The sequence below is a fragment of the Alkalicoccobacillus porphyridii genome (assembly GCF_007293315.1).
Taxonomy (GTDB): Bacteria; Bacillota; Bacilli; order Bacillales; family Bacillaceae_D; genus Alkalicoccobacillus; species Alkalicoccobacillus porphyridii.
In genome coordinates this window covers 208,786-227,306 of sequence record NZ_VLXZ01000008.1, presented here as the reverse complement: position 1 = coordinate 227,306, position 18,521 = coordinate 208,786, and the positions used below count along the sequence as shown (strand labels likewise).

25 protein-coding genes are annotated in these 18,521 nt (G+C 38.3%); 1 reads left to right on the top strand and 24 read right to left on the bottom strand.

The features are described from left to right. Positions 1 to 362 precede the first annotated feature (362 nt). The 24 genes from FN960_RS14250 to FN960_RS14140 all read right to left on the bottom strand — a co-directional run bounded on the left by FN960_RS14250 (position 363) and on the right by FN960_RS14140 (position 17,752). The gene (locus FN960_RS14250; protein ID WP_143849394.1) at positions 363 to 1,100 is read right to left on the bottom strand and encodes an AAA family ATPase; all 738 of its coding nucleotides are present in this window, start codon (positions 1,098 to 1,100) and stop codon (positions 363 to 365) included. Positions 1,101 to 1,254: 154 nt separating this feature from the next. Continuing rightward, the gene (locus FN960_RS14245) at positions 1,255 to 1,983 is read right to left on the bottom strand and encodes a MerR family transcriptional regulator (protein WP_143849393.1); all 729 of its coding nucleotides are present in this window, start codon (positions 1,981 to 1,983) and stop codon (positions 1,255 to 1,257) included. Positions 1,984 to 2,336: 353 nt separating this feature from the next. Then, entirely contained in the window at positions 2,337 to 2,822 is a 486-nt protein-coding gene (locus tag FN960_RS14240) for a GNAT family N-acetyltransferase (RefSeq protein WP_143849392.1), read from the bottom strand. An 11-nt stretch (positions 2,823 to 2,833) separates the two neighbouring features. Then, the gene (locus FN960_RS14235; protein ID WP_143849391.1) at positions 2,834 to 3,472 is read right to left on the bottom strand and encodes an HAD family hydrolase; all 639 of its coding nucleotides are present in this window, start codon (positions 3,470 to 3,472) and stop codon (positions 2,834 to 2,836) included. A gap of 86 nt (positions 3,473 to 3,558) precedes the next feature. Next, on the bottom strand, positions 3,559 to 4,599 hold the full coding sequence (locus tag FN960_RS14230) for a hypothetical protein (RefSeq protein ID WP_143849390.1): 1,041 nt from the start codon (positions 4,597 to 4,599) through the stop codon (positions 3,559 to 3,561). Positions 4,600 to 4,622: 23 nt separating this feature from the next. After that, positions 4,623 to 5,462 carry a hypothetical protein gene (locus tag FN960_RS14225; protein WP_143849389.1) on the bottom strand — a complete coding sequence of 280 codons (840 nt, stop codon included), beginning with the start codon at positions 5,460 to 5,462 and terminating at the stop codon, positions 4,623 to 4,625. 17 nt (positions 5,463 to 5,479) lie between these two features. After that, a complete protein-coding gene (locus tag FN960_RS14220; protein WP_143849388.1) occupies positions 5,480 to 5,761 on the bottom strand; it encodes a hypothetical protein in 282 nt (93 codons plus the stop codon). Continuing rightward, positions 5,751 to 6,827: an NAD(P)H-dependent flavin oxidoreductase gene (locus FN960_RS14215; protein ID WP_143849387.1), complete on the bottom strand. Its 1,077-nt coding sequence runs from the start codon at positions 6,825 to 6,827 to the stop codon at positions 5,751 to 5,753. Before FN960_RS14215 ends, FN960_RS14220 begins: the two co-directional genes overlap by 11 nt. A gap of 52 nt (positions 6,828 to 6,879) precedes the next feature. Then, positions 6,880 to 7,425: a GrpB family protein gene (locus FN960_RS14210; protein WP_260682015.1), complete on the bottom strand. Its 546-nt coding sequence runs from the start codon at positions 7,423 to 7,425 to the stop codon at positions 6,880 to 6,882. Between the two features lie 70 nt (positions 7,426 to 7,495). After that, a complete protein-coding gene (locus FN960_RS14205; RefSeq protein WP_143849414.1) occupies positions 7,496 to 8,065 on the bottom strand; it encodes an LOG family protein in 570 nt (189 codons plus the stop codon). 40 nt (positions 8,066 to 8,105) lie between these two features. Beyond that, positions 8,106 to 8,357 (bottom strand): hypothetical protein, encoded by a 252-nt coding sequence (locus tag FN960_RS14200; RefSeq protein WP_143849385.1) that lies wholly within the window; start codon positions 8,355 to 8,357, stop codon positions 8,106 to 8,108. Positions 8,358 to 8,608: 251 nt separating this feature from the next. Continuing rightward, entirely contained in the window at positions 8,609 to 9,208 is a 600-nt protein-coding gene (locus FN960_RS14195) for a response regulator transcription factor (protein WP_143849384.1), read from the bottom strand. Further along, positions 9,205 to 10,353 (bottom strand): sensor histidine kinase, encoded by a 1,149-nt coding sequence (locus FN960_RS14190; protein WP_143849383.1) that lies wholly within the window; start codon positions 10,351 to 10,353, stop codon positions 9,205 to 9,207. Before FN960_RS14190 ends, FN960_RS14195 begins: the two co-directional genes overlap by 4 nt. Positions 10,354 to 10,387: 34 nt before the next feature. Beyond that, positions 10,388 to 11,404, bottom strand: coding sequence for a Delta(5) desaturase DesA (gene desA, locus FN960_RS14185; RefSeq protein ID WP_143849382.1), 1,017 nt, complete (start codon positions 11,402 to 11,404; stop codon positions 10,388 to 10,390). 123 nt (positions 11,405 to 11,527) lie between these two features. Then, complete coding sequence (locus tag FN960_RS14180) at positions 11,528 to 11,716, bottom strand: DUF1272 domain-containing protein (RefSeq protein ID WP_143849381.1); 189 nt, start codon at positions 11,714 to 11,716, stop codon at positions 11,528 to 11,530. Between the two features lie 78 nt (positions 11,717 to 11,794). After that, on the bottom strand, positions 11,795 to 12,313 hold the full coding sequence (locus FN960_RS14175; RefSeq protein WP_438799888.1) for a GNAT family N-acetyltransferase: 519 nt from the start codon (positions 12,311 to 12,313) through the stop codon (positions 11,795 to 11,797). Positions 12,314 to 12,649: 336 nt separating this feature from the next. Further along, complete coding sequence (locus FN960_RS14170; RefSeq protein WP_143849380.1) at positions 12,650 to 13,366, bottom strand: Na-translocating system protein MpsC family protein; 717 nt, start codon at positions 13,364 to 13,366, stop codon at positions 12,650 to 12,652. A gap of 224 nt (positions 13,367 to 13,590) precedes the next feature. After that, on the bottom strand, positions 13,591 to 13,839 hold the full coding sequence (locus FN960_RS14165) for a hypothetical protein (RefSeq protein ID WP_143849379.1): 249 nt from the start codon (positions 13,837 to 13,839) through the stop codon (positions 13,591 to 13,593). Positions 13,840 to 13,856: 17 nt separating this feature from the next. Then, the gene (locus FN960_RS23225; protein ID WP_260682014.1) at positions 13,857 to 13,979 is read right to left on the bottom strand and encodes a hypothetical protein; all 123 of its coding nucleotides are present in this window, start codon (positions 13,977 to 13,979) and stop codon (positions 13,857 to 13,859) included. Positions 13,980 to 14,745: 766 nt separating this feature from the next. Continuing rightward, positions 14,746 to 15,768, bottom strand: coding sequence for a serine hydrolase domain-containing protein (locus FN960_RS14160; RefSeq protein ID WP_143849378.1), 1,023 nt, complete (start codon positions 15,766 to 15,768; stop codon positions 14,746 to 14,748). Between the two features lie 128 nt (positions 15,769 to 15,896). Further along, positions 15,897 to 16,274, bottom strand: coding sequence for a VOC family protein (locus tag FN960_RS14155; RefSeq protein WP_143849377.1), 378 nt, complete (start codon positions 16,272 to 16,274; stop codon positions 15,897 to 15,899). A gap of 22 nt (positions 16,275 to 16,296) precedes the next feature. Then, positions 16,297 to 16,695, bottom strand: a complete 399-nt coding sequence (locus tag FN960_RS14150) for a hypothetical protein (RefSeq protein ID WP_143849376.1) — start codon at positions 16,693 to 16,695, stop codon at positions 16,297 to 16,299. After that, on the bottom strand, positions 16,692 to 17,132 hold the full coding sequence (locus FN960_RS14145; RefSeq protein WP_143849375.1) for a DUF4064 domain-containing protein: 441 nt from the start codon (positions 17,130 to 17,132) through the stop codon (positions 16,692 to 16,694). The genes FN960_RS14150 and FN960_RS14145 overlap by 4 nt, the downstream gene beginning before the upstream one ends. A gap of 83 nt (positions 17,133 to 17,215) precedes the next feature. After that, positions 17,216 to 17,752 carry a 5' nucleotidase, NT5C type gene (locus FN960_RS14140; RefSeq protein WP_143849374.1) on the bottom strand — a complete coding sequence of 179 codons (537 nt, stop codon included), beginning with the start codon at positions 17,750 to 17,752 and terminating at the stop codon, positions 17,216 to 17,218. Between the two features lie 334 nt (positions 17,753 to 18,086). Here FN960_RS14140 and FN960_RS14135 point away from each other — a divergent pair, with 334 nt between their 5' ends. Continuing rightward, on the top strand, positions 18,087 to 18,323 hold the full coding sequence (locus FN960_RS14135; protein ID WP_143849373.1) for a hypothetical protein: 237 nt from the start codon (positions 18,087 to 18,089) through the stop codon (positions 18,321 to 18,323). Positions 18,324 to 18,521: the final 198 nt, after the last annotated feature.

Sequence of the window (18,521 nt, the reverse complement as noted above, 5' to 3'; positions counted from 1 at the left end):
CACGTTATAAAAATATATTTTTCTCTAGTCATATCTGCCTCAAACCATTGTTAGATTAACCTTTCTGGAGGGAGTCTACGGTTTCTCCTTCCGCTACTTTCTGTTCAAACAAATAACGAACGTTTCTATTTAAGGGAATGACAGCTATTTTTTTGATAAGAGGATTCACTATCATATAAAGCTTTTTTTTCAGTGGCCTCGATGAAAAGGTTCAATAAGATAACTCGACGTAGTCGGGTTATCTTATTGCCTTCCCGCGGTAGCGTGCCCCCATTTTCGGGTGCGGCAGCCGAAGAATCAATACTATTTTTAACATAAGCATGGACTTATCTTATTGGAAGGCATAATTGAAGAGACTCTTTTCAAGTCTCTTCTTTTAGAAGCTCCCAGAGCATTCTTTCTCGATTCTGGAGAAAGTAATGGGTAATCTGATAGTGATCTGTCATTTCATAATCAATTAAGTCGATATGATGCTCATCAAAGCTATAGATATCTGCATCTGGATATCCAAGTAAGATGGGAGAATGCGTAGCAATAATGAATTGTGTTTCGTTTTTAGTTGCTAGGTCATGTATCACTCTCAAAAAAGCTAATTGTCTAGCTGGAGATAAAGCGGCCTCTGGCTCATCGAGTAAATAGAGCGCCTTGCCTTCGAAACGATTTTTAAATAAAGAGAGAAACGACTCTCCATGAGATTGTTCATGCAAAGAACGACCTCCATAGCGATCATAATTGTATGATGGATCGTCCTGCTTTAATTGATCCAGATGTGAAGCAAACTGGTAAAAGGATTCCGCTCTCAGGAAAAAGCCATTTCCGATCTTAGGCATCCAACCTAAACGAAGATAGTCCCCCAAGGCTGATTGTGAGGCATGTACATCATATATATTGCTCCTTCCTCCACCAGCCACATTAAAATCACACTTATCGGCAATCCCCTCTAACAATGTCGATTTTCCAGATCCGTTTTCACCTACAAAAAAGGTTACAGCCTTCGTTAGATTCAGTTCATCCAAATTCTTAATACTCGAAATGGAGAAAGGATAGTCCCGACTATTTGAAATTTTTTCACGCAGTAGTTTAATCTTTTTTAAATACATACTTCCCTCCGCTCTGTTACTAATCCCTTCTTTCTCTTACACTTATGTTTCGACAGCATTCACTCAGGTTCCTGTATCAGGAATGATTTAAAAGAACCCACAGGAATAACTCTTGTGGGTTTAACCTTGTTTGATCAAATATTAGACGTCTTGCTTATTTTCCGTTTGCATACTCCTTCATTGAATCACGCATAAACTCTGCCAATCCTTCACCAAATTGGTCGATGTTTTTTTTGAATCGCTCATCAGCTACGTACATCTCTCCAAGTCCAGCAAATGCCTCTGGAGAATAGCTACCAATTTGATTTAAAAACGTAAACCATTCTCCAATTGCCGCCTGAGCCTTTTCTGAACCTGGATGTAAATGGCGAATGGCTGCTAAGTCAAGGTAAATTTGATTCATTTTTTCACCAAGCTCTTTTTCCTTACCTTTAACGTTTTCAGCAGCGGCATCCACTACCTGATCGCCCCAGCGTTCTCTAGCCTCGCCTTCGTGCTTATTCCAGCCTGTAAAATCAAACCCCATAAACTTTTCTTTATTAGACATAGAAATCTCACCTTTCTTAAATCTGAGTGTCCTTTCAATTGTATTAATCATTTGATCAATCTGATTACGACGTTGTTCAAGCATCCATCGATGTTGTTTTAACGCCTCCTCTTGATCAAATTCAGGACTGCTCATGATTTCTTTGATTTTTTTTAAAGGGACATCCAACTCTTTAAAAAAGAGAATGTGTTGCAAGTCATCAATGTTTTGTTGAGAATATAAGCGATAACCTGATTCAGTTACTTCATCCGGACATAATAACCCAATCTCATCATAGTGGTGGAGTGTGCGCACACTGATTCCAACTAGATTGGCTACCTCTTTTATTTTGAACATCTGACTCGCCTCCCTTAAGATCAAAGATAAGCTATCACGTAACGTGAGAGTCAATCGTAAATTTAGAAAAAATGATACGGTTTAATATTTACACGGTTTTTGAAGTAGCTGAGGCAGAGGCTTCGCGCATTTCATACTATTCCTGCGCATTCGAGAGGAGGCCACTGTCATTAAAAATTGAGCTCGTTTGCACCGCTGCAGGAGAAAACTTCGCTCATGTTCCCGATCAGACAAAGGACCAACATTCCTATCTAAGGAAATGAGGTCTGTTTAAAAAAAAGAAGATTCACTATCATATAAATCTTCTTTTTCAATAACCACATTCGCCATTGCTACGTGTATTAGCTTACGATCTACGTACATGATTTTATAAATGTAGCCATGATGATTCCCTCAGGCATATGTACTTCTTTTATTTTCTGGTACCCATTGCTTAAGTAAAGCTGTATTGCAGGTATATTATTAGATGCGGTTGAAACCATTATGCTTTCACTTTTAAATGAATCTACAAAAAGCAAAAGTGCTTTAGCAACACTTTTTCTAAAATGTGTTGGATGAACAATTACTCTAGTAATGAGTATTGAGTTCTTCTTAAACTCTAATGATAGGACACCCATCAATACATTTTGGTCATGGCAGCCATAGTATACTTCTTTACTTTGCTTAAGATCAGCTAAAGTCTGACGCAAGGGTGGAAAATCGTCTAAACCAATGAGATCCGCTTCTACTCTATAAGATTGCATTTGCAACTGCCAAACCTCTTGAGCTATATCGTCCTGTTGAAGTGCAAGCTCCCTAATTATATAGTTATATTTACCTGAGTTCTCTGCGGTCACCATTACCTCTCCTCTTAAATGGACTTAATAACCGCTCTTAGCTCATCCACATGTTGGAGTAAATGATCTGGTTTCACTTTAAAGGTTGCTTGATAATCTGGCAGCCAATTAACAGCCATCGTGCTTATCGCTGCCTCCTTACCTGCCAAGATATCCGCATCACTGTCTCCAAGAAAGATGACCTCTTCTTTATCTATCTTCAGCTTTTTTAATGCTAATTCTATTCCTTCTGGATGAGGCTTGGCCTGTATCACATCATCTCCTGTAATCACTGTATCAAATAAACTTGACATATTTAGTGCTTCAAGTGATATTTCTAGGCTTCTCCTAGCCTTACCAGTAACAATACCTAAAAGATAGCCTTTATCCTTTAAATCCTGAAGCAGATTGAGCATCTCAGGAAATTCTGCAACAAGTTCCTGATGACTCAACGTATATGTCTCATAGTACAATTCAATGGCTCGTGACGTATCTTTATGCTTCAGGTTTTTATTAATAATTCCTGTTTCAGAAGGACCAAACATATCTTTAATCGCATCATCTGTATGTTCGATCTCGTCAAAGGATTGAAACACATGTTGGAAGGCTTTAAAGCATAAGGGTAACGTATTTGCTAGTGTCCCATCAAAATCAAATAAGATTGCTTTTACCATCTAATCATCCTTTACTTGGTTAACTGGTCCAGATCCTCATCTATATGCTTTCAATCCCTGAACTACCGCCGATCATTATTGCTCGCCTACTCATCAATAACACTCGGATTCTCATCCATAATTTTCATCGCACTTGCTTTTAGTGTGGGGAGATAGGCTCGCACGCTTGTTGAGCGTTGCTCGAGATCGTGTACGTCATGAATGCCAAGGTCTTCTAACAATAATTGAAAGGACTGCTTGTAACATTCGCTGAGGTTTAGGGCATCTGCGTTGAATATTTGATGACAGCGTGCAAAGGTGGCAACGATCCAGAATACCGCTTCTCTGTGATTTCCTGCGACGATTAATTCTCGGCTGCCATCAATGGCTATAACTCTAGCATCAGCTGTGATGTCTGAACTAAAAAAGAATGGCGTTTTTGCATGAGATACCGCGGCATCAAAAGTTTGCTCTAAATGGTCAAGGTGCTCTAAGAGTCTTTCTGCTCCAAGTTCTTTACATCCTAGAAGGTCAAGTAACTTCTCGTACACCGTCTCCTGCTGATACGTTGTAAGAAGTGTTCGAGTGGTAAGATAACGTAATCGAATCGTTGGATTTTCAAGTCCTGCTATAAGCAATACATGGCACATCACTCCTGTGCCAAATAGCCATGCCATCACTTGATCTGCCCACTGACTCTTTTGGGTTAGACTATTCAAGTTATTCGTGATTCGCTTCATAGCGTCTTCGCAACGAGCTTCCACCCATTTCTTCTTTGGAAATTGTCGAGCAACCTCTAATTGGAGATTATGTAACTCATAAGTTGGATCCAGAAGAATTGTATTATGTTTGAGACTATTAGCTAAATGATAGGAGCTTAGAACTCCCTCTATTTCATGAAACTGTGACCAGGGTAGGTAAGTTACATCTAATAACACGTGATGGAATCGAATTTTCCCAGGTTTTAATGGAATCTCTTCTTGGTTAAGTATGATTAATACGTCAAGATCGGAGCTGGGAGGCAGGGTCGTTTCCTCCTCTCTATCTACAATAGAGCCAGCTAAATATGCGCTATGAAAGGATGAGTGTTTTTTAGAAAAGTTCAAGACCCATTCGGTAGTGATTGCTTTTGCTTCTTTCACCTTCATTTCACCGCCGCCTTTGCTTCGTATTATGATTCGCCCAGCAAATGCTTCTCCCAGTATCCTTGTATTTGTAGCTTCTTTAAGGAATTCATTTCGTCTAGATTAAGAATGTGTTCTTTTAATTCCTCTACTCTTTGGAGATGACTTAGCTTGTAATACTCCCTAGCTAGCTCTATGAATAGTCTAATTTTTATTGAAACACCACCAAATGGATCATAGTATGTATCTACCCGATCACCTTCAACATCTCTTTGAAAGCTAAACCGCTTGTTATCTTCTACACTGTCTAAAGCGGTTTGATATTGATGAATGGCTGCTTCTGGTGTGATTTTATTAGTTAACACATCTAGTCTCGTTTGAAACAAAATAGTTTCAGCGATGTTTCCTTGAAACTCCTCAATTAATACTCTCATCCAGTCCCAATCCACCCCGTGACTTGCCTGCACCCCTAACAAATTAAATGCCAGTATAAAGGAGCGATCCATTTGTTCTATATTGTTATTAATTTCCTGGTCTGAAGGGTACCCATAACTGGATGACTGTACAAGTTCAATATCTTCGTTTTCTTTTAGGATGTTCTCGATGTCGTGCTTGTGCATATGACCAACAACAACTAAAACAACCTTTCCACTAGCTTCTTTTGCTACTTGTTTGATATGCATCGCTTGCATGAATGTTCGATATAGAAAAAGCCTTCGTGGAAAATCAGCCTCTCCTGCTTTTTCATTCGCTATCCATCTGTCTATTTCTTCTTTTCCTTCTTTTCTTTCAGAATAAAAAAAGTCATTCTCATATGTAAATGGCTGAGGAAAGAATAGAAAATCTTTATACGTTCCCTGTTCTCTAATAAATGGAGGCTGCTCCAAATCCGATGTGCCCCATACTAGATATTGATCATTAGATGATGGACTCCAATCAAAAGGCGCAAGCTTAATGCATTTTTTTCTGCATAAGGCAAAATTAAATGCTGTTGTTCGTGCGTAAATTCATAGAAATGAGAACGAGCGAATTCTAATGGTGCTCGCTCTACCCCAATGACATCTGGTTTTACTCTATCAAAAAAAGCTCTGTATACAGCTGGTTGGCATTCTCGTGCAACTAACTGATTCGCATGTCCAACTCCAAGAATAATTAATTTAGTTTTATTTGTTCCTTTACACCCCATTCCAAATCTCCTCTGCTTCTTGCATCACTCTATCAATCAGCTCTTCTGCCGTTTGTATACTAGCGAGCATTGGGCTTTGGCCAGACCATAGGGACATGTATTCACGGTTATTCTGTTGTGATGATACGGTGCGGATCGGTTTTGTAAGCGTATTTTGAATTGGGAAGGCTGGCAAATCCTTTTCTCGACTTTGCATCAGTCTGATAAAAGTATTATTTATGGCTCTGGCTTTTTTTCCTGAAAAGGTTCGAGTTAGTGTTGTTTGGCTGTCCGTTGCTTTTGTCACTGCTTGCTTGTGAATATCAGATGCTCCGCTTTCTTCACAGGTGAGGAACGCCGTGCCCATTTGTACAGCTGCTGCTCCTAAGCAACGCGCTGCCATCAGTCCTCGCCCATCCATGATGCCACCAGAGGCGATGATTGGAATGTTTATGAGTTTCACGGTCTGTGGTATTAATGACATTAAACCCACCAAGCCTTCTTCTTCAGCATGCAAAAACGTTGCACGGTGGCCACCTGCTTCACTTCCTTGAAGTACCACGATGTCCAAACCGATGCGTTCAATTTCTATCGCTTCTTTGACGGTTGTGGCCGTTCCGATTAGGACAATATTGTGTTTTTTTAGTCTTTGGATAATCTCCTTGGAAGGAATTCCAAACGTAAACGAGCAGACAGGTATTCGCTCTTCAATTAATAGATCTATAAGTTTGTGGTAGTTAGCTAGGTCTCTGTTCGCTTGAGGGAGTGTCGGCTCTGACTGCTGAAGATGCAAGCTTTCGCGTATCGGTTCCAATAATGTTCGAGATGTATGTAAAGCACAGTCCTCCACCTCGTATTCGCTTGGAACAAAAATATTAACGCCGAACCAGTTAGATGTGTTTTGTTTTACTTCTTTTATTTGCTGAAGTAATTCCGCGGGGGTTAAGTATCCTGCTGCAATCATTCCTAACCCTCCATGGTTGGAGACGGCTGCGGTTAATTCAGAGGTTGAAATACCTCCTGCCATTGGAGCTTGAATAATAGGATGGGTTATATGTAAACGTTCAAACAGATTTGCTTGCTTCATTTTGGTCCCCCTTGATCCGAAGTGGTAGTTAAATGAAATTCTGCAATGAAACTTATTGCTTAATGATGCTTTGAATAAACTGTGATTTTGCTTCTGTATAGGCTTCGCGATCATCTGTAAACTTAATAGCAAGTCTCTTCTTTAAACTCGCATACTCTTGAACTACATTCTTGTTCTCTCGTAGAGTGTCACGAAATTTCAAATGTTCATCCCACCTTTGCGTTCCTTCTTTTACTAGATGTAGGTGAGCGACTCGTTTGTCATTATGTACTTTTACAAAATACCTTCTCCACTCTCGCTGATCCAAATCTTGCGGCACATAATGCCAGTCGAACTCTTCTAACACTTGAATGATTTCTTTTAATTGACCAAAGTCCTTTATCTTCGCCATCATATCTATAATGGGTTTGGCAGGCAGATTAGGGATAGACGTACTGCCGATATGTTCAATCTCTTTAACAGCAAATGCCCCTAGTAATGTAAACAACTTTTTCTTCTCTTCTTCACCCATAACCTGCCACATTGGAGTCGGCTCTTCTATAATAATTGGCTCTTCAGCCCAGACAGGCCACTGACTTTTGTCTACGTATTCACTCACCCGTGACCATCTCCTCATTTTGATCTTTCACTAATTCTTGAAGGACTGTATTATTCATGTAGGTCCGGCCCTAGTTCCCCCACTTAGAAACCTCAAGTGGTGTGAATTGATGTAATTTCTCTAAAAGCTGCTCTGAATCATTCGCTGTAATAATTAGCTCTTGATATGCCGGTCGCATAAATCCTTGCTCTATGGTATGCTCAAGCATTTCGAATAATGGATTATAGAACTCATTCACATTTAAGAAGCTACACGGCTTGTGGTGATAGCCTAGCTGAGACCATGTAAACACTTCAAACCACTCCTCCAAAGTGCCCGCTCCTCCTGGTAACGCAACAAAGGCATCTGATAAATCAGCCATCATCGCTTTCCTTTCATGCATGGTTTTCACTATGTGTTGCTCCGTTAGTCCGCCATGTGCAATTTCCACATTCATTAGCTTTTCTGGAATCACGCCAATTACTTCGCCGCCTGCTTCTAAACACGCATTAGCTACAGCGCCCATGCAACCAACCTGCGCTCCCCCGTACACAAGACCTATGCCTTTTTCAGCTAGTAATCTACCGAGCTTTTTAGCTTCCTCCATGTAAATTGGATCTGTTCCTTGACTTGAACCACAAAAAACCGCAATTCTTTTCATTTGATGCATACGTAATCTCTCCCTTTTCTATATATATCAATTAAATTGAGTTTCTTAGCTTAGCTGAAATCATCATTGTTACGCCACAGATTGTACAATACGCTATCGTATAAAGTGCAATGGCATCCAAGTTAACAAGAATGGTTTCCATATCAGAATTCCATGCTATTAATGATACGGGTAGCAAAATAGCAAGAAGAAAAACGATATATCTATATCGTTTCATAAGAACACTTAAAACGATTAATATAGCAGGGAAAACAATGAACAGAAGCATCACAAAAACAGCCATTGCTACTCACCTCACTATTTCATTAATGATTACAATATCCTATCTATAAGTATTCATTAGTTACCGATATCTTTCAACACTAAACAACTTTTCTTTTCTTAAAAATTATGAAAAGAGCTTGGGAAATAAGGTCTGGTCTGGATGCGCTTCCCCCTATACTTTAAAAAGAAAATAGTGGGTAAAGCCATCGTTGACCTTACCCACTATCCTTATTTTGTTCCATTATCAAGCACAGGGAGAGCATGGTCATATTAACTAAACCATCCCTTCTCCTTAGAATGTGTAACGGCTTCAATTCGGTTTTTTACATCTAGCTTCTCGAGGATAACTGACACATAATTACGTACAGTTCCTATCTTAATGTCTAGCTCAACCGAGATTTCTTTTGTGCTTTTCCCTTCAGCGATCAGTGATAGTACAGCTTTCTCACGCTCAGTAAGAGGATTGGTTTCACGAAACACATCATCCATTAATTCTGGAGCGTAGACTCTTTTTCCATCCATGACATGACGGATTGCTTGGGCCAACTCGTCACTTGAGCTATCTTTTAATAAATAGGCGCTCACTCCAGCTTGAAGAGCTCGTTGAAAATAACCAGATCTAGCAAAGGTGGTTAGTATCACCAATTTACAACCAGATGATTTTAATTCCTCTGCTGCTTCGAGTCCTGTTTTCTCTGGCATTTCAATATCCATAATACACACATCAGGCTTATGCTTTTGAACATAATCTACAGCTTCTTGTCCACTCTTTCCTTTTCCGACGATTTCCATATCATCTTCCAAGTTAAGCAAAGCCTCAAGCGCCCCAAGCAAAAGCTGCTGGTCTTCAGCTATATAGATTTTAATCATGAATTCTCATCCTTGTAGATTATTTTTATATCATAAGGCACTTGGATTCGGAGCTCCGTTCCATCTGATGTATCAATCGTGAGGCTTCCATTCACGAATTCTAAACGCTCCTTCATTCCTGCGAGACCATTACCTTTTTCAAAATAATTCTCTCCTGCTTTGAAGGTTCCATTATCCCGGACTATCATAATCAGCTGATCATGATCTGTCTGGAGAAATACCTCACATTCTGTTGCGTTACTATGCTTTACAACATTTGTTACCGCTTCTTTTAAACACATAGCAAGTATATTCTCTGTAATCAAATTAATATTATTTATCAGGTCTTTATCTTCTTCATGCCGTGCCCAAGAAATATGAGCTGCCTTAAGCATCTGTGCAGACAAGATTTGCTCATCTCTAAGTCTTAGACCTCGCATGGAGGAAACAAGCTTTCTCACTTCATGTAAGGAGGTTCGAGCGGTTTGCTGTACTTCTTTGATTTCTAAAGCTGCCTTTTGTGGATCTTTATAGATCAACTTCCTGGCAAGTTCACTTTTTAACCCAATCATTGAAAGACTTTGCCCTAATGTATCATGAAGATCACGTGCAATTCGCTGTCTCTCCTTAAGTTTGATTAACTCGGAAAGCTGTTCATTTGCATCTTCTAGCTTATCTTCAAGAATATCCCGTTCATTTTTATTATGTGTACTGAATGGTAGCAAAATGACGCTAATCCAAGCAATAATGACAAAAGCCAGTTGAGGTAAAAACAGATTTGGTGCGTAGATTATTCCATAATTTATAGAGAATGAGGTACTCACCAAATGAAAGATATACAGAAGATAAAAGGAACGTTTATTCCTTATGTTACCAATAAAGTAAGCAATAAAAAAGGCAAAAAACGTATATCCAAATAAAAAAATGGTAGATGTTGAAATCCCCATCAAAATAAATGTCCAAAGATAGACAAGCCACCCTTTTGATAAGAAGGCAATTCGATAGAAAATAAAAAAACTAATCGTAAGAATGACACTTGAAATCATATTTACTTCAAACGAAAATTGAAATATATAATAAAAGGGCAGAATGAAGAATACCGCCCATATATAGGGCGATATTCCACTGTAGGTGTGAAAATTCAATTTTTGGATTTTGTCTAACATACTGATCATCCTATCATGGCTAAAACAATATTTTCTAGTTAGATTGTTGGATTTGCTTTAACGCTTTGTAGCCTACAAAACGTTTCTCAGTGGTATCCCAAAGACGAAACTTTAGGGACTGTAGACTTGTTAATAATGTAACGGTCGGAATATTCTTTAACTGCTCTGTTTCATTATGAGCTTTTGCCAGCTTGTAGTTTGGAATTCTTGGACTAAGATGATGGACATGATGATACCCAATATTTCCTGTCAGCCATTGAAGCAATGGTGGCAGCTTATAATAAGAGCTTCCTTCAACTGCTGCTTTCACGTAATCCCAGTTCTCATCTTCCTCAAAGTACGTATCCTCAAACGTGTGCTGTACATAAAAAAGCCAAATGCCTAACATACCTGAAATAAAGAAGATTGGGCCTTGAATAAGTAAAAATGCCTGCCAGCCTACCAGCAATATTGTACATAAAGCAAAGGCTACAATTAAAGCATTTGTTGTGTACGTATTCATACGTTCCTTCAAAGGGGCATCTTTTCGATTAAAGCGATTTTTAATCAGAAATAAATAAATAGGTCCAAGTCCAAACATAACGACTGGATTTCGATATAAACGATACATCAACTTTTCCCATCTTGAAGCTGCTTGATACTCCTCAATGGTAAAGACCCAAATATCTCCCGTCCCTCGTTTATCAAGGTTACTGCTAGTAGCATGATGTATAGAGTGGTCGCGCTTCCATTGGGTAAATGGAAATAGTGTAATTACGCCTGTAATTGTTCCTAATATCAGATTAACTTTTTTACTTTTGAAAAATGATCCATGACAACAATCATGAAAAATAATAAAGATTCGAATCAAAAAACCTGCCGCTACGATAATAAGAGGCACAGAAAGTAGGTAAGAGATATTCATGAGTAGGTACGCACCAACCCATAGCGCGATAAACGGTATAAACGTATTTAGTAGTTGAGTAATACTATTTTTATTTTCACCCTTAGCATATTTCAAAACCTGCTGGGTTAATTTCTTGGTCTTCTTAGCGTGATCTGTATTAGTCATACTACATCTCCCTCCATCACTTGCTTATAAACTAACTATAAGCTAACTTAGGAGCTGGTGTAAGTAGTAACCATCATGCAGTGAGTATGACATGTGTCATACTCCAGCTTTACAAATTGATCATTAGACTATCTTTCTTTCGGGTCTTCTAGGTCTCCTTACTAGCTCTCCTCCGCAGTTAGGACAAATATTCTTCAGCTCTTTTGTACAATCAGGACAGAATGTACATTCATGAACGCAAATGTAGGCGTATAAATGGTTTTTAAGCAAAGTTTCACAACGTAGACAATTTTTCTTCATTTCAAGAGCCATATCTCTCGCCTCCTCATGTATTAAAAAAGAATCGCTAAATACTGTTAGCGATTCTCGTCCTATGTAAATATGATTGTATCATATGTTATTCCACTCTTCCCTTAACACCCCGTAACGTATTGAATCATAATAGGTTCCTTGATAAAGACGACATTTTCGCAGTCTAGCTTCCAAAGTCATACCTAACTTATCTCCAAGTCGCATCATCCGCATATTACCTGACCACGTAGTGAACCCTACTCGGACCAATGGAAGCGTTTCAAAGAGATGGGTAATCCATGCTTTTAAAAATGGTGTGCCATAGCCTTCATTCCATTTACTAGAGTCATAGATAATAATTCCTGTCTCGAGCCAATTTGAAGGCTCATGTTCCCAATAATACGAAACAGTCCCAATTAAGATATTGTCAACAAACAGACCAAATACATCCTGCTGCTCCATATAATGATTGCTTACATCCTTTAAAAATGACTCATAAGGAAGTGCTTGGTGTTCATAGTAGGGAGCATCCCACTTCTTCCATTCAGGATTTGATTCCTTGTAGGCAAGCTCCCAATATCTTTTCATATCCTCACTTTTTAATGGTCGCATCAACATATATTCATTAAGTGTAATCAAATACTCAACTCCATATGGGTTATTTTTACACTTAGTGTATCATATGTAGGTAGGTTACCCTTTAAAAAAGCTTGAATAGCATTGAGTACATTTTGAGTAGTCCTGATGTTTGATAAGCTTCTCAACATAAGCTTCATCATGCGTGCTTTCTCTACTTTCTAACGTTGTAGTGTGATACTCACAAGCATCTCGAACGAAAGAGGATCTGTGTATAAGTTTCTGCGTTGTATCGATAAGATATTTCATCGTATCTCTCTCCTTTTTCAAATAAAAAAACCGAAAAGGAGGTTAATCCCTTTCGGCTTACGATCAGCTCTAATTGTCTGAAGCGTTGCTACCTTGGCTCTTATTTGGTTTTAAAATAAATATAATGTAACTAATATCCTCTTGAAAGTCCCAATCGACAAAGATATCCATGATCTCAGCATTAAAGATATCGTTAAAATCCCCAGTTTCAAGCAGACTTTTTTCTAGATGTCTTTTAGTTAATTTTAATGGCTCTTCGAATCCCGAGCGAATAAGTTCCTTCTCAATTCGTACAAGAATTCCTGATCTCTTTACAACTAATGTTCTGTCATTAAGAAACCATGAATCAACTGAATCGGGGAGTCTTTCTGCTTGTTTACTTACCTGATCGATTTCACGATGAATGGCTGCTTTATTCGGATAATCATCTGCCGTATCAACCGAGGTATCATTTATATCAAAAATACCAACAATAATGCCCGAGCGATTATGTAGTGACCAGTCATAATAAAGCTCAGTTACATTTAGATGATGGTTTGCATTTAACATCGCTTTGATCTCAGGTAAAAGTTCATTCATTAACAGGTCTCTAATCTCTTCCACTTTAAGATCTTTTTTCTGCGACATTAATACCCGCTCCATCGGAGATAGAAACTCTCTTAGGTGCATAGTGATATATGGTTTTTTTATAGAGACATATACAGACGATGGTCCTTTGCCAAAGTTATCTCTTAACAGTTTTCCTACATAACTTGCAATTTCAGCTTGTACAGATACTGTATTCATCAGAACATTCCTTTTTTAGAGACAAGAACATTATTTTTCTCGTCCACTTTTAGTATACAAGCCATACCCTAATAATAATAGGGGAATCTTAATTATTATTATTAATTGTAAGACCTATAACCTTTATGTACCCATATTTCTCAGCTTTATTCCTTTAAAAAATAAAAAACCCCACAAATTAAAACATGAGGTTCTAAAGGTTTTAGTTAATGTAAGATTCTTTCTTATTTTTTTGTGAATCCATTAAAAATCTCACCAAATTTCATATTATAAATATCATTAACAACTGTGTTTACTTTACCACCATCATTTAGGCTTCCTTCCAATACAATTTCTACTCGTTGATTATTGTCCACTAAAACAGCCTGAACGACTAATGCATCTAGTAAAATACCCGTCACCACAGCAATTTGTTGTGGTGAGAGGCTGTAATTTGTAAACATACCCTCAAAATGATTATTTCCCTTTGTCATGGAAACAGTGCCTCCTGTTATTGAGTAAGAATTACATCGCTTCCTGCCGTATCATCATCTTTGCCAGCACCAATGGCGAATAACCCAAATATAATAACGACAATGAATAACAACGCTCCTGACTTGAAGGAATTATCCACACATACTCCTCCCTCTTTATCTAGCCTAATGTACCATATGATGTATCCACACTTTATGATACAAAAAAGAGCTGCAGCAACATCGCTCCACCCAAAATATATGGCACCCGTAAGTCAGCCTCACAGGGAGTCACAAGATTTTTTGGCTACGTTAGTTGAATGTTTATGTGTTAATAAATCTGGAAGTTTTATGGACAAAGCCATAATTCATTTCTTCGTCTGTCGCTCCCAAAATTGGAGGCATTTACCCGAGGCAAGTTAATGAGATAACCCGACTACGTTGATTTATCTCATTGAACCTTATTATAGAGTTCACTGAAAAGGTCATTAGAAATGAGCTCATTTACACCGCTACAGGAGAAACCTTCGCTTTCCACGGGAACGGCCTCAGCCCTTGAAGGAGAAGATCACTCCTTCAAGGGCTTCAGACGCGTTCTGTTCCGTAGGAGTCTTCGGTTTCTCCTTCCGCTCATGTTCCCGATGAAACAAATGACCAACATTCCATCTAAGGAGTGAGGCTGTTTTTTGTTTAAATATGTGTCGGCCCGCCAATTGTGTCCGCTTGTTTTTGGGTAGGCATCGGTACTACTATTTACATAATAATAAGGACTTGACCAGGTGATGATAGGTAATCAGCGCCCGCCCCCGGAAAGCGTGCCCCATTCCGGGAGCGACGCCGAAGCTTACTTCTAAGTAATCTACTCACCAAAAAGCAGTACCACTGAAGAGTAGTACTGCTTTCATTTTATTTATTAAAATTGATACCTTATTTCAAAACAGATTGAACCTCTGTAATCATATCATACGCCCCATCAGAGAGATTAGAGCAAACAATCACACGTAATCCAGACTCAGGATAGAAAACAGCTCTGAAATTCACACCCGGATCATATCCCATGAGAATTTGTCTGTTAATCCCCTTTTCATTCGCTTCAATATAATGACCATACCCATAATAAAAGTCATCATCTTTGTCTATTGTAGCATGGGGAGTTAGATATACACTGACTAACTCTTGGTTAAACAGCTTTCCAGCAATCAAACCTTCCCAAAAGCTCATCATATCACCCACCGTAACAAAGACGCCCCCATCAGAAGCACTCTTTGCAGGTAATGAATAGACGTTCGTCCGGTATCCACCGTCAGGCTTCTCCAAATACCCTATTGCACAATTCTTAGGAAGTGCATCCAATTCAAAGTAACCAGAGTTCCGCATTCCAAGCTTATCAAAAATATATGTTTGAACGAACTCACTAAATGCCATATCACTTACTTTTTCAATAACAAGTCCTAACACAATGTATCCTGCATTATTATAGTGAAACTCAGAACCCGGCTTTGATTTCATCTGTTCATTCTGAAAAAGAGGTAAGAAATCCTTTAACTCTCTAATTAAATACATGGGATGCTTCACCCAGAGCTCTTCAAAATCATCCATTACATCTTCATCAAAATAATCTGGAATACCTGAAGTGTGAGTCAGCAAGTGATGAATGGTGATTCCTTTATCAAAGTTAGGAAATTCTTCAGCAAGATAATCCTGTAGCTTTGAATCAAATGAAAGTTTCCCCTGCTCAACAAGCAAACAAACTGCTGCTGCAGTAATGGGTTTAGAGCCAGAAGCTATACCGTATCGGGTATCTCCTGTATTTTTGATTTCTTCAGAACGATTGGCTAAGCCATAGCTCTTCAAAAATTCCTGCTCCCCTAATTTGGCATATACAGTTCCCGAAAATTGAACCTCTTGTTGTTTAGTGTCTACTTGTTTTTCAATCTGATTGATATTCATAAACATTCTCCTCATTTATCTTTTTTGGTGGTTTTATCATTTTCTAGCTGTCAAAAAAGATAAATTAATAAAGCGTTCACATTTGATGGATTCTCAACATGTGACACACCTCCTTTAATAATGTGAAGTCATGCAAAGAAACTAATCAAATTACCATCCGGATCCTTTACAATGGCATAGCGTTGCCCCCAGACAGCATCCCAAGGTTCTTTATGGCCTTCATAACCTTCCTCAGTCACTAGACGATAGACCCTATCTACTTCCTCACTACTCTCGCAGAGAAAAGCAAGTTCCACTCGATGTCCAGTTGGTTCATCCCATGACCCATACACAGATCTGGCAATCTCCTGAGTATCAAAAGCTAATCTAACACCGTCCTGATTTACTTCTGCATGAGGTTCATCATTTAAATCATTGGAAATATTAAATCCAAGTACCCGGTAAAAATCTAATGCTGCTCTCATATCCTTCACTACAATTCCAACCATATCCAGCTTCACTTTCAACTTGACCACACCCTTCTTCAATTTAAGATGTATAGATAGAAACGGCTAAACAAACAACAAAAAGGATAAGTGCCAGCGGAGTCATAATGATTCGTTCCCATCTACTCTTTGAAGCAATATTTGCTAGGACATTTACACCAAGGAAAATAGTAAATGCCCAAAGAATGATTCTCGAGAGCTCGAAAGGTAATAATTTTGGTAAGATCTCTGTTTGTTGCAAAAGAAGATAGCCCACGGTTCCTAATATAATGGCTGAGATACCACTCGCTACTCGTAAAGGAAGCGGAAGAATTCTATACTTCCCTCCCATAGTTAGTGCACCATAAGGCTTTCCAAAGACCAGTAAAATTTGTAGAAGAATAATGACGAAACAGATGACTGCCCCCATACCCGCAAATAGAGAAATCACTTCTTCATTCATCCGTTGAACTTCTGTGATTGGTTTTTTGCCTGTCTAAAGCTCATAACGCCTGCGGGAATAAGTAGAACTGGAAGAATGACACTTAATAGAGTAATAACTCCAGTAACAACATAGAGAATACCTGAAGTCTTTGGTGATCGTCTTTGTAGGAATAAACCAATACCAATGATTAGTAGCAAAACAAATGTCATAACGGCCAAAATGATGCTAACAGATTTAAAGATCTGTATAGATTCATCAACAAATTCATCAATCGTCGCAGAGTCCGTCCCTGCCATAATATCTCTTTGTACTTTAGGGTCTTGTTCATATAAATCAACCAGACCTGCTCGAACGGTTTCATTATTCTCAATGGTGAAGACGGAAACTAAAAGGGCAAAAAAAGTAAAGGCTAATATGACAAATGCAAGGATAGACAAGATTCTAATTTTTTTCATCTGTATGTAAACTCTCCCCTCAAAGAAAAGTGTACCAGATATTGTATATACATACTATAAAAAATCAGGTGTGTAGCAAAGTTCTACTTGTCCTCTTTAGAAAAAAACGATTTGATCTCCTGCCAATTATTCACTCTAACGTAACCTGTCTCATGTACATTATGGGGTGCTGTGTATAACAATCCTTGACCCTCGAATGTTTTAAAATGTTTGGTGTTATCATCAATAAGATAATCGGCTCGAATTATTTTCTTCGTACCACAGAAGACAAAATTCATATCACTTAAAAAAGGAAAATGCTCCTTTAACCATTCGTACTTTGCAGTGAATGAGGTGGGATATTCCATAGCTGCTGTTGTGATATATACCTCATATAAAAAGCTTAACTCCTCAATAACTGATTGACTATCCTTTATTACCTTTAAATCCCTAAAAAAATTCGGTTCCCTTATGTATCCCTTAATGACATCTTCTAAATCTGGGCGTAAAGACTCCAGCGTACAACCTTGAAGGTCGTTTACAGTGAGTTGCTCATTATACTCTTGATTATACCTATCTAAGTGTTTTGGAATAAAATCAGCAATCACTTCATCCATGTCAATCGCAATTCGTTTCTTCATCGCTCCACATCCTATCAACATTTTTCCCTTATTACACTTTAACCGTTTTATTTATGTGATATAAGTCTATTCTATACGAAAAAGGCCTAACAAAACGAGAATATACTAGGTAATAGAAGAATATTTCCATCCATACTTCTTTTAAAAAAAAGTCCGAACACAGCCCTAGGCCATGTTCGGATAATATTTGTCCTAGCCTGCATTATTAGGATTCAGGGAATTCGAAGCAAGAATTATTCATGCATCCATTGCTCACGGACCTTCTAAAGTACTGAATCGAGTTGTTGTAACTGCGTTTATGACAATGCTTATGACAATGCTTGGGACACTTTTTATGGCAATGTTTTTTCTCACAACAACGTTTAATGATCATAGGCTTCTTATCATGACATTTTTTATCGTGGCACTTTTTATCATGATGACATTTCTTTTCATGACATTTCTTATCATGACATTTTTTATCATGGTCTTTCTTCTTGTGATCTTTTTTGTCATGATCTTTCTTGTCATGATCTTTCTTATCATGATCCTTCTTCTTATGGTTTATCTTATCGTGTATTTCCTTCAATAAATCTTCCATTTTATCACTCCTTTCGCGATATTATATGTTCGTAGTTTTTTGATTGCTATATAAATGGTCAAGTTCCTAAACCCAATCTTCATCTAACAAAAGTAATTAAAAATCCTCTCTCCTAATCGCTAGGCAACGGGCTATCCTACCAAACCAAAAAAGGAGAACCAGAATAATCTGATTCCCTGTAACGTTGAT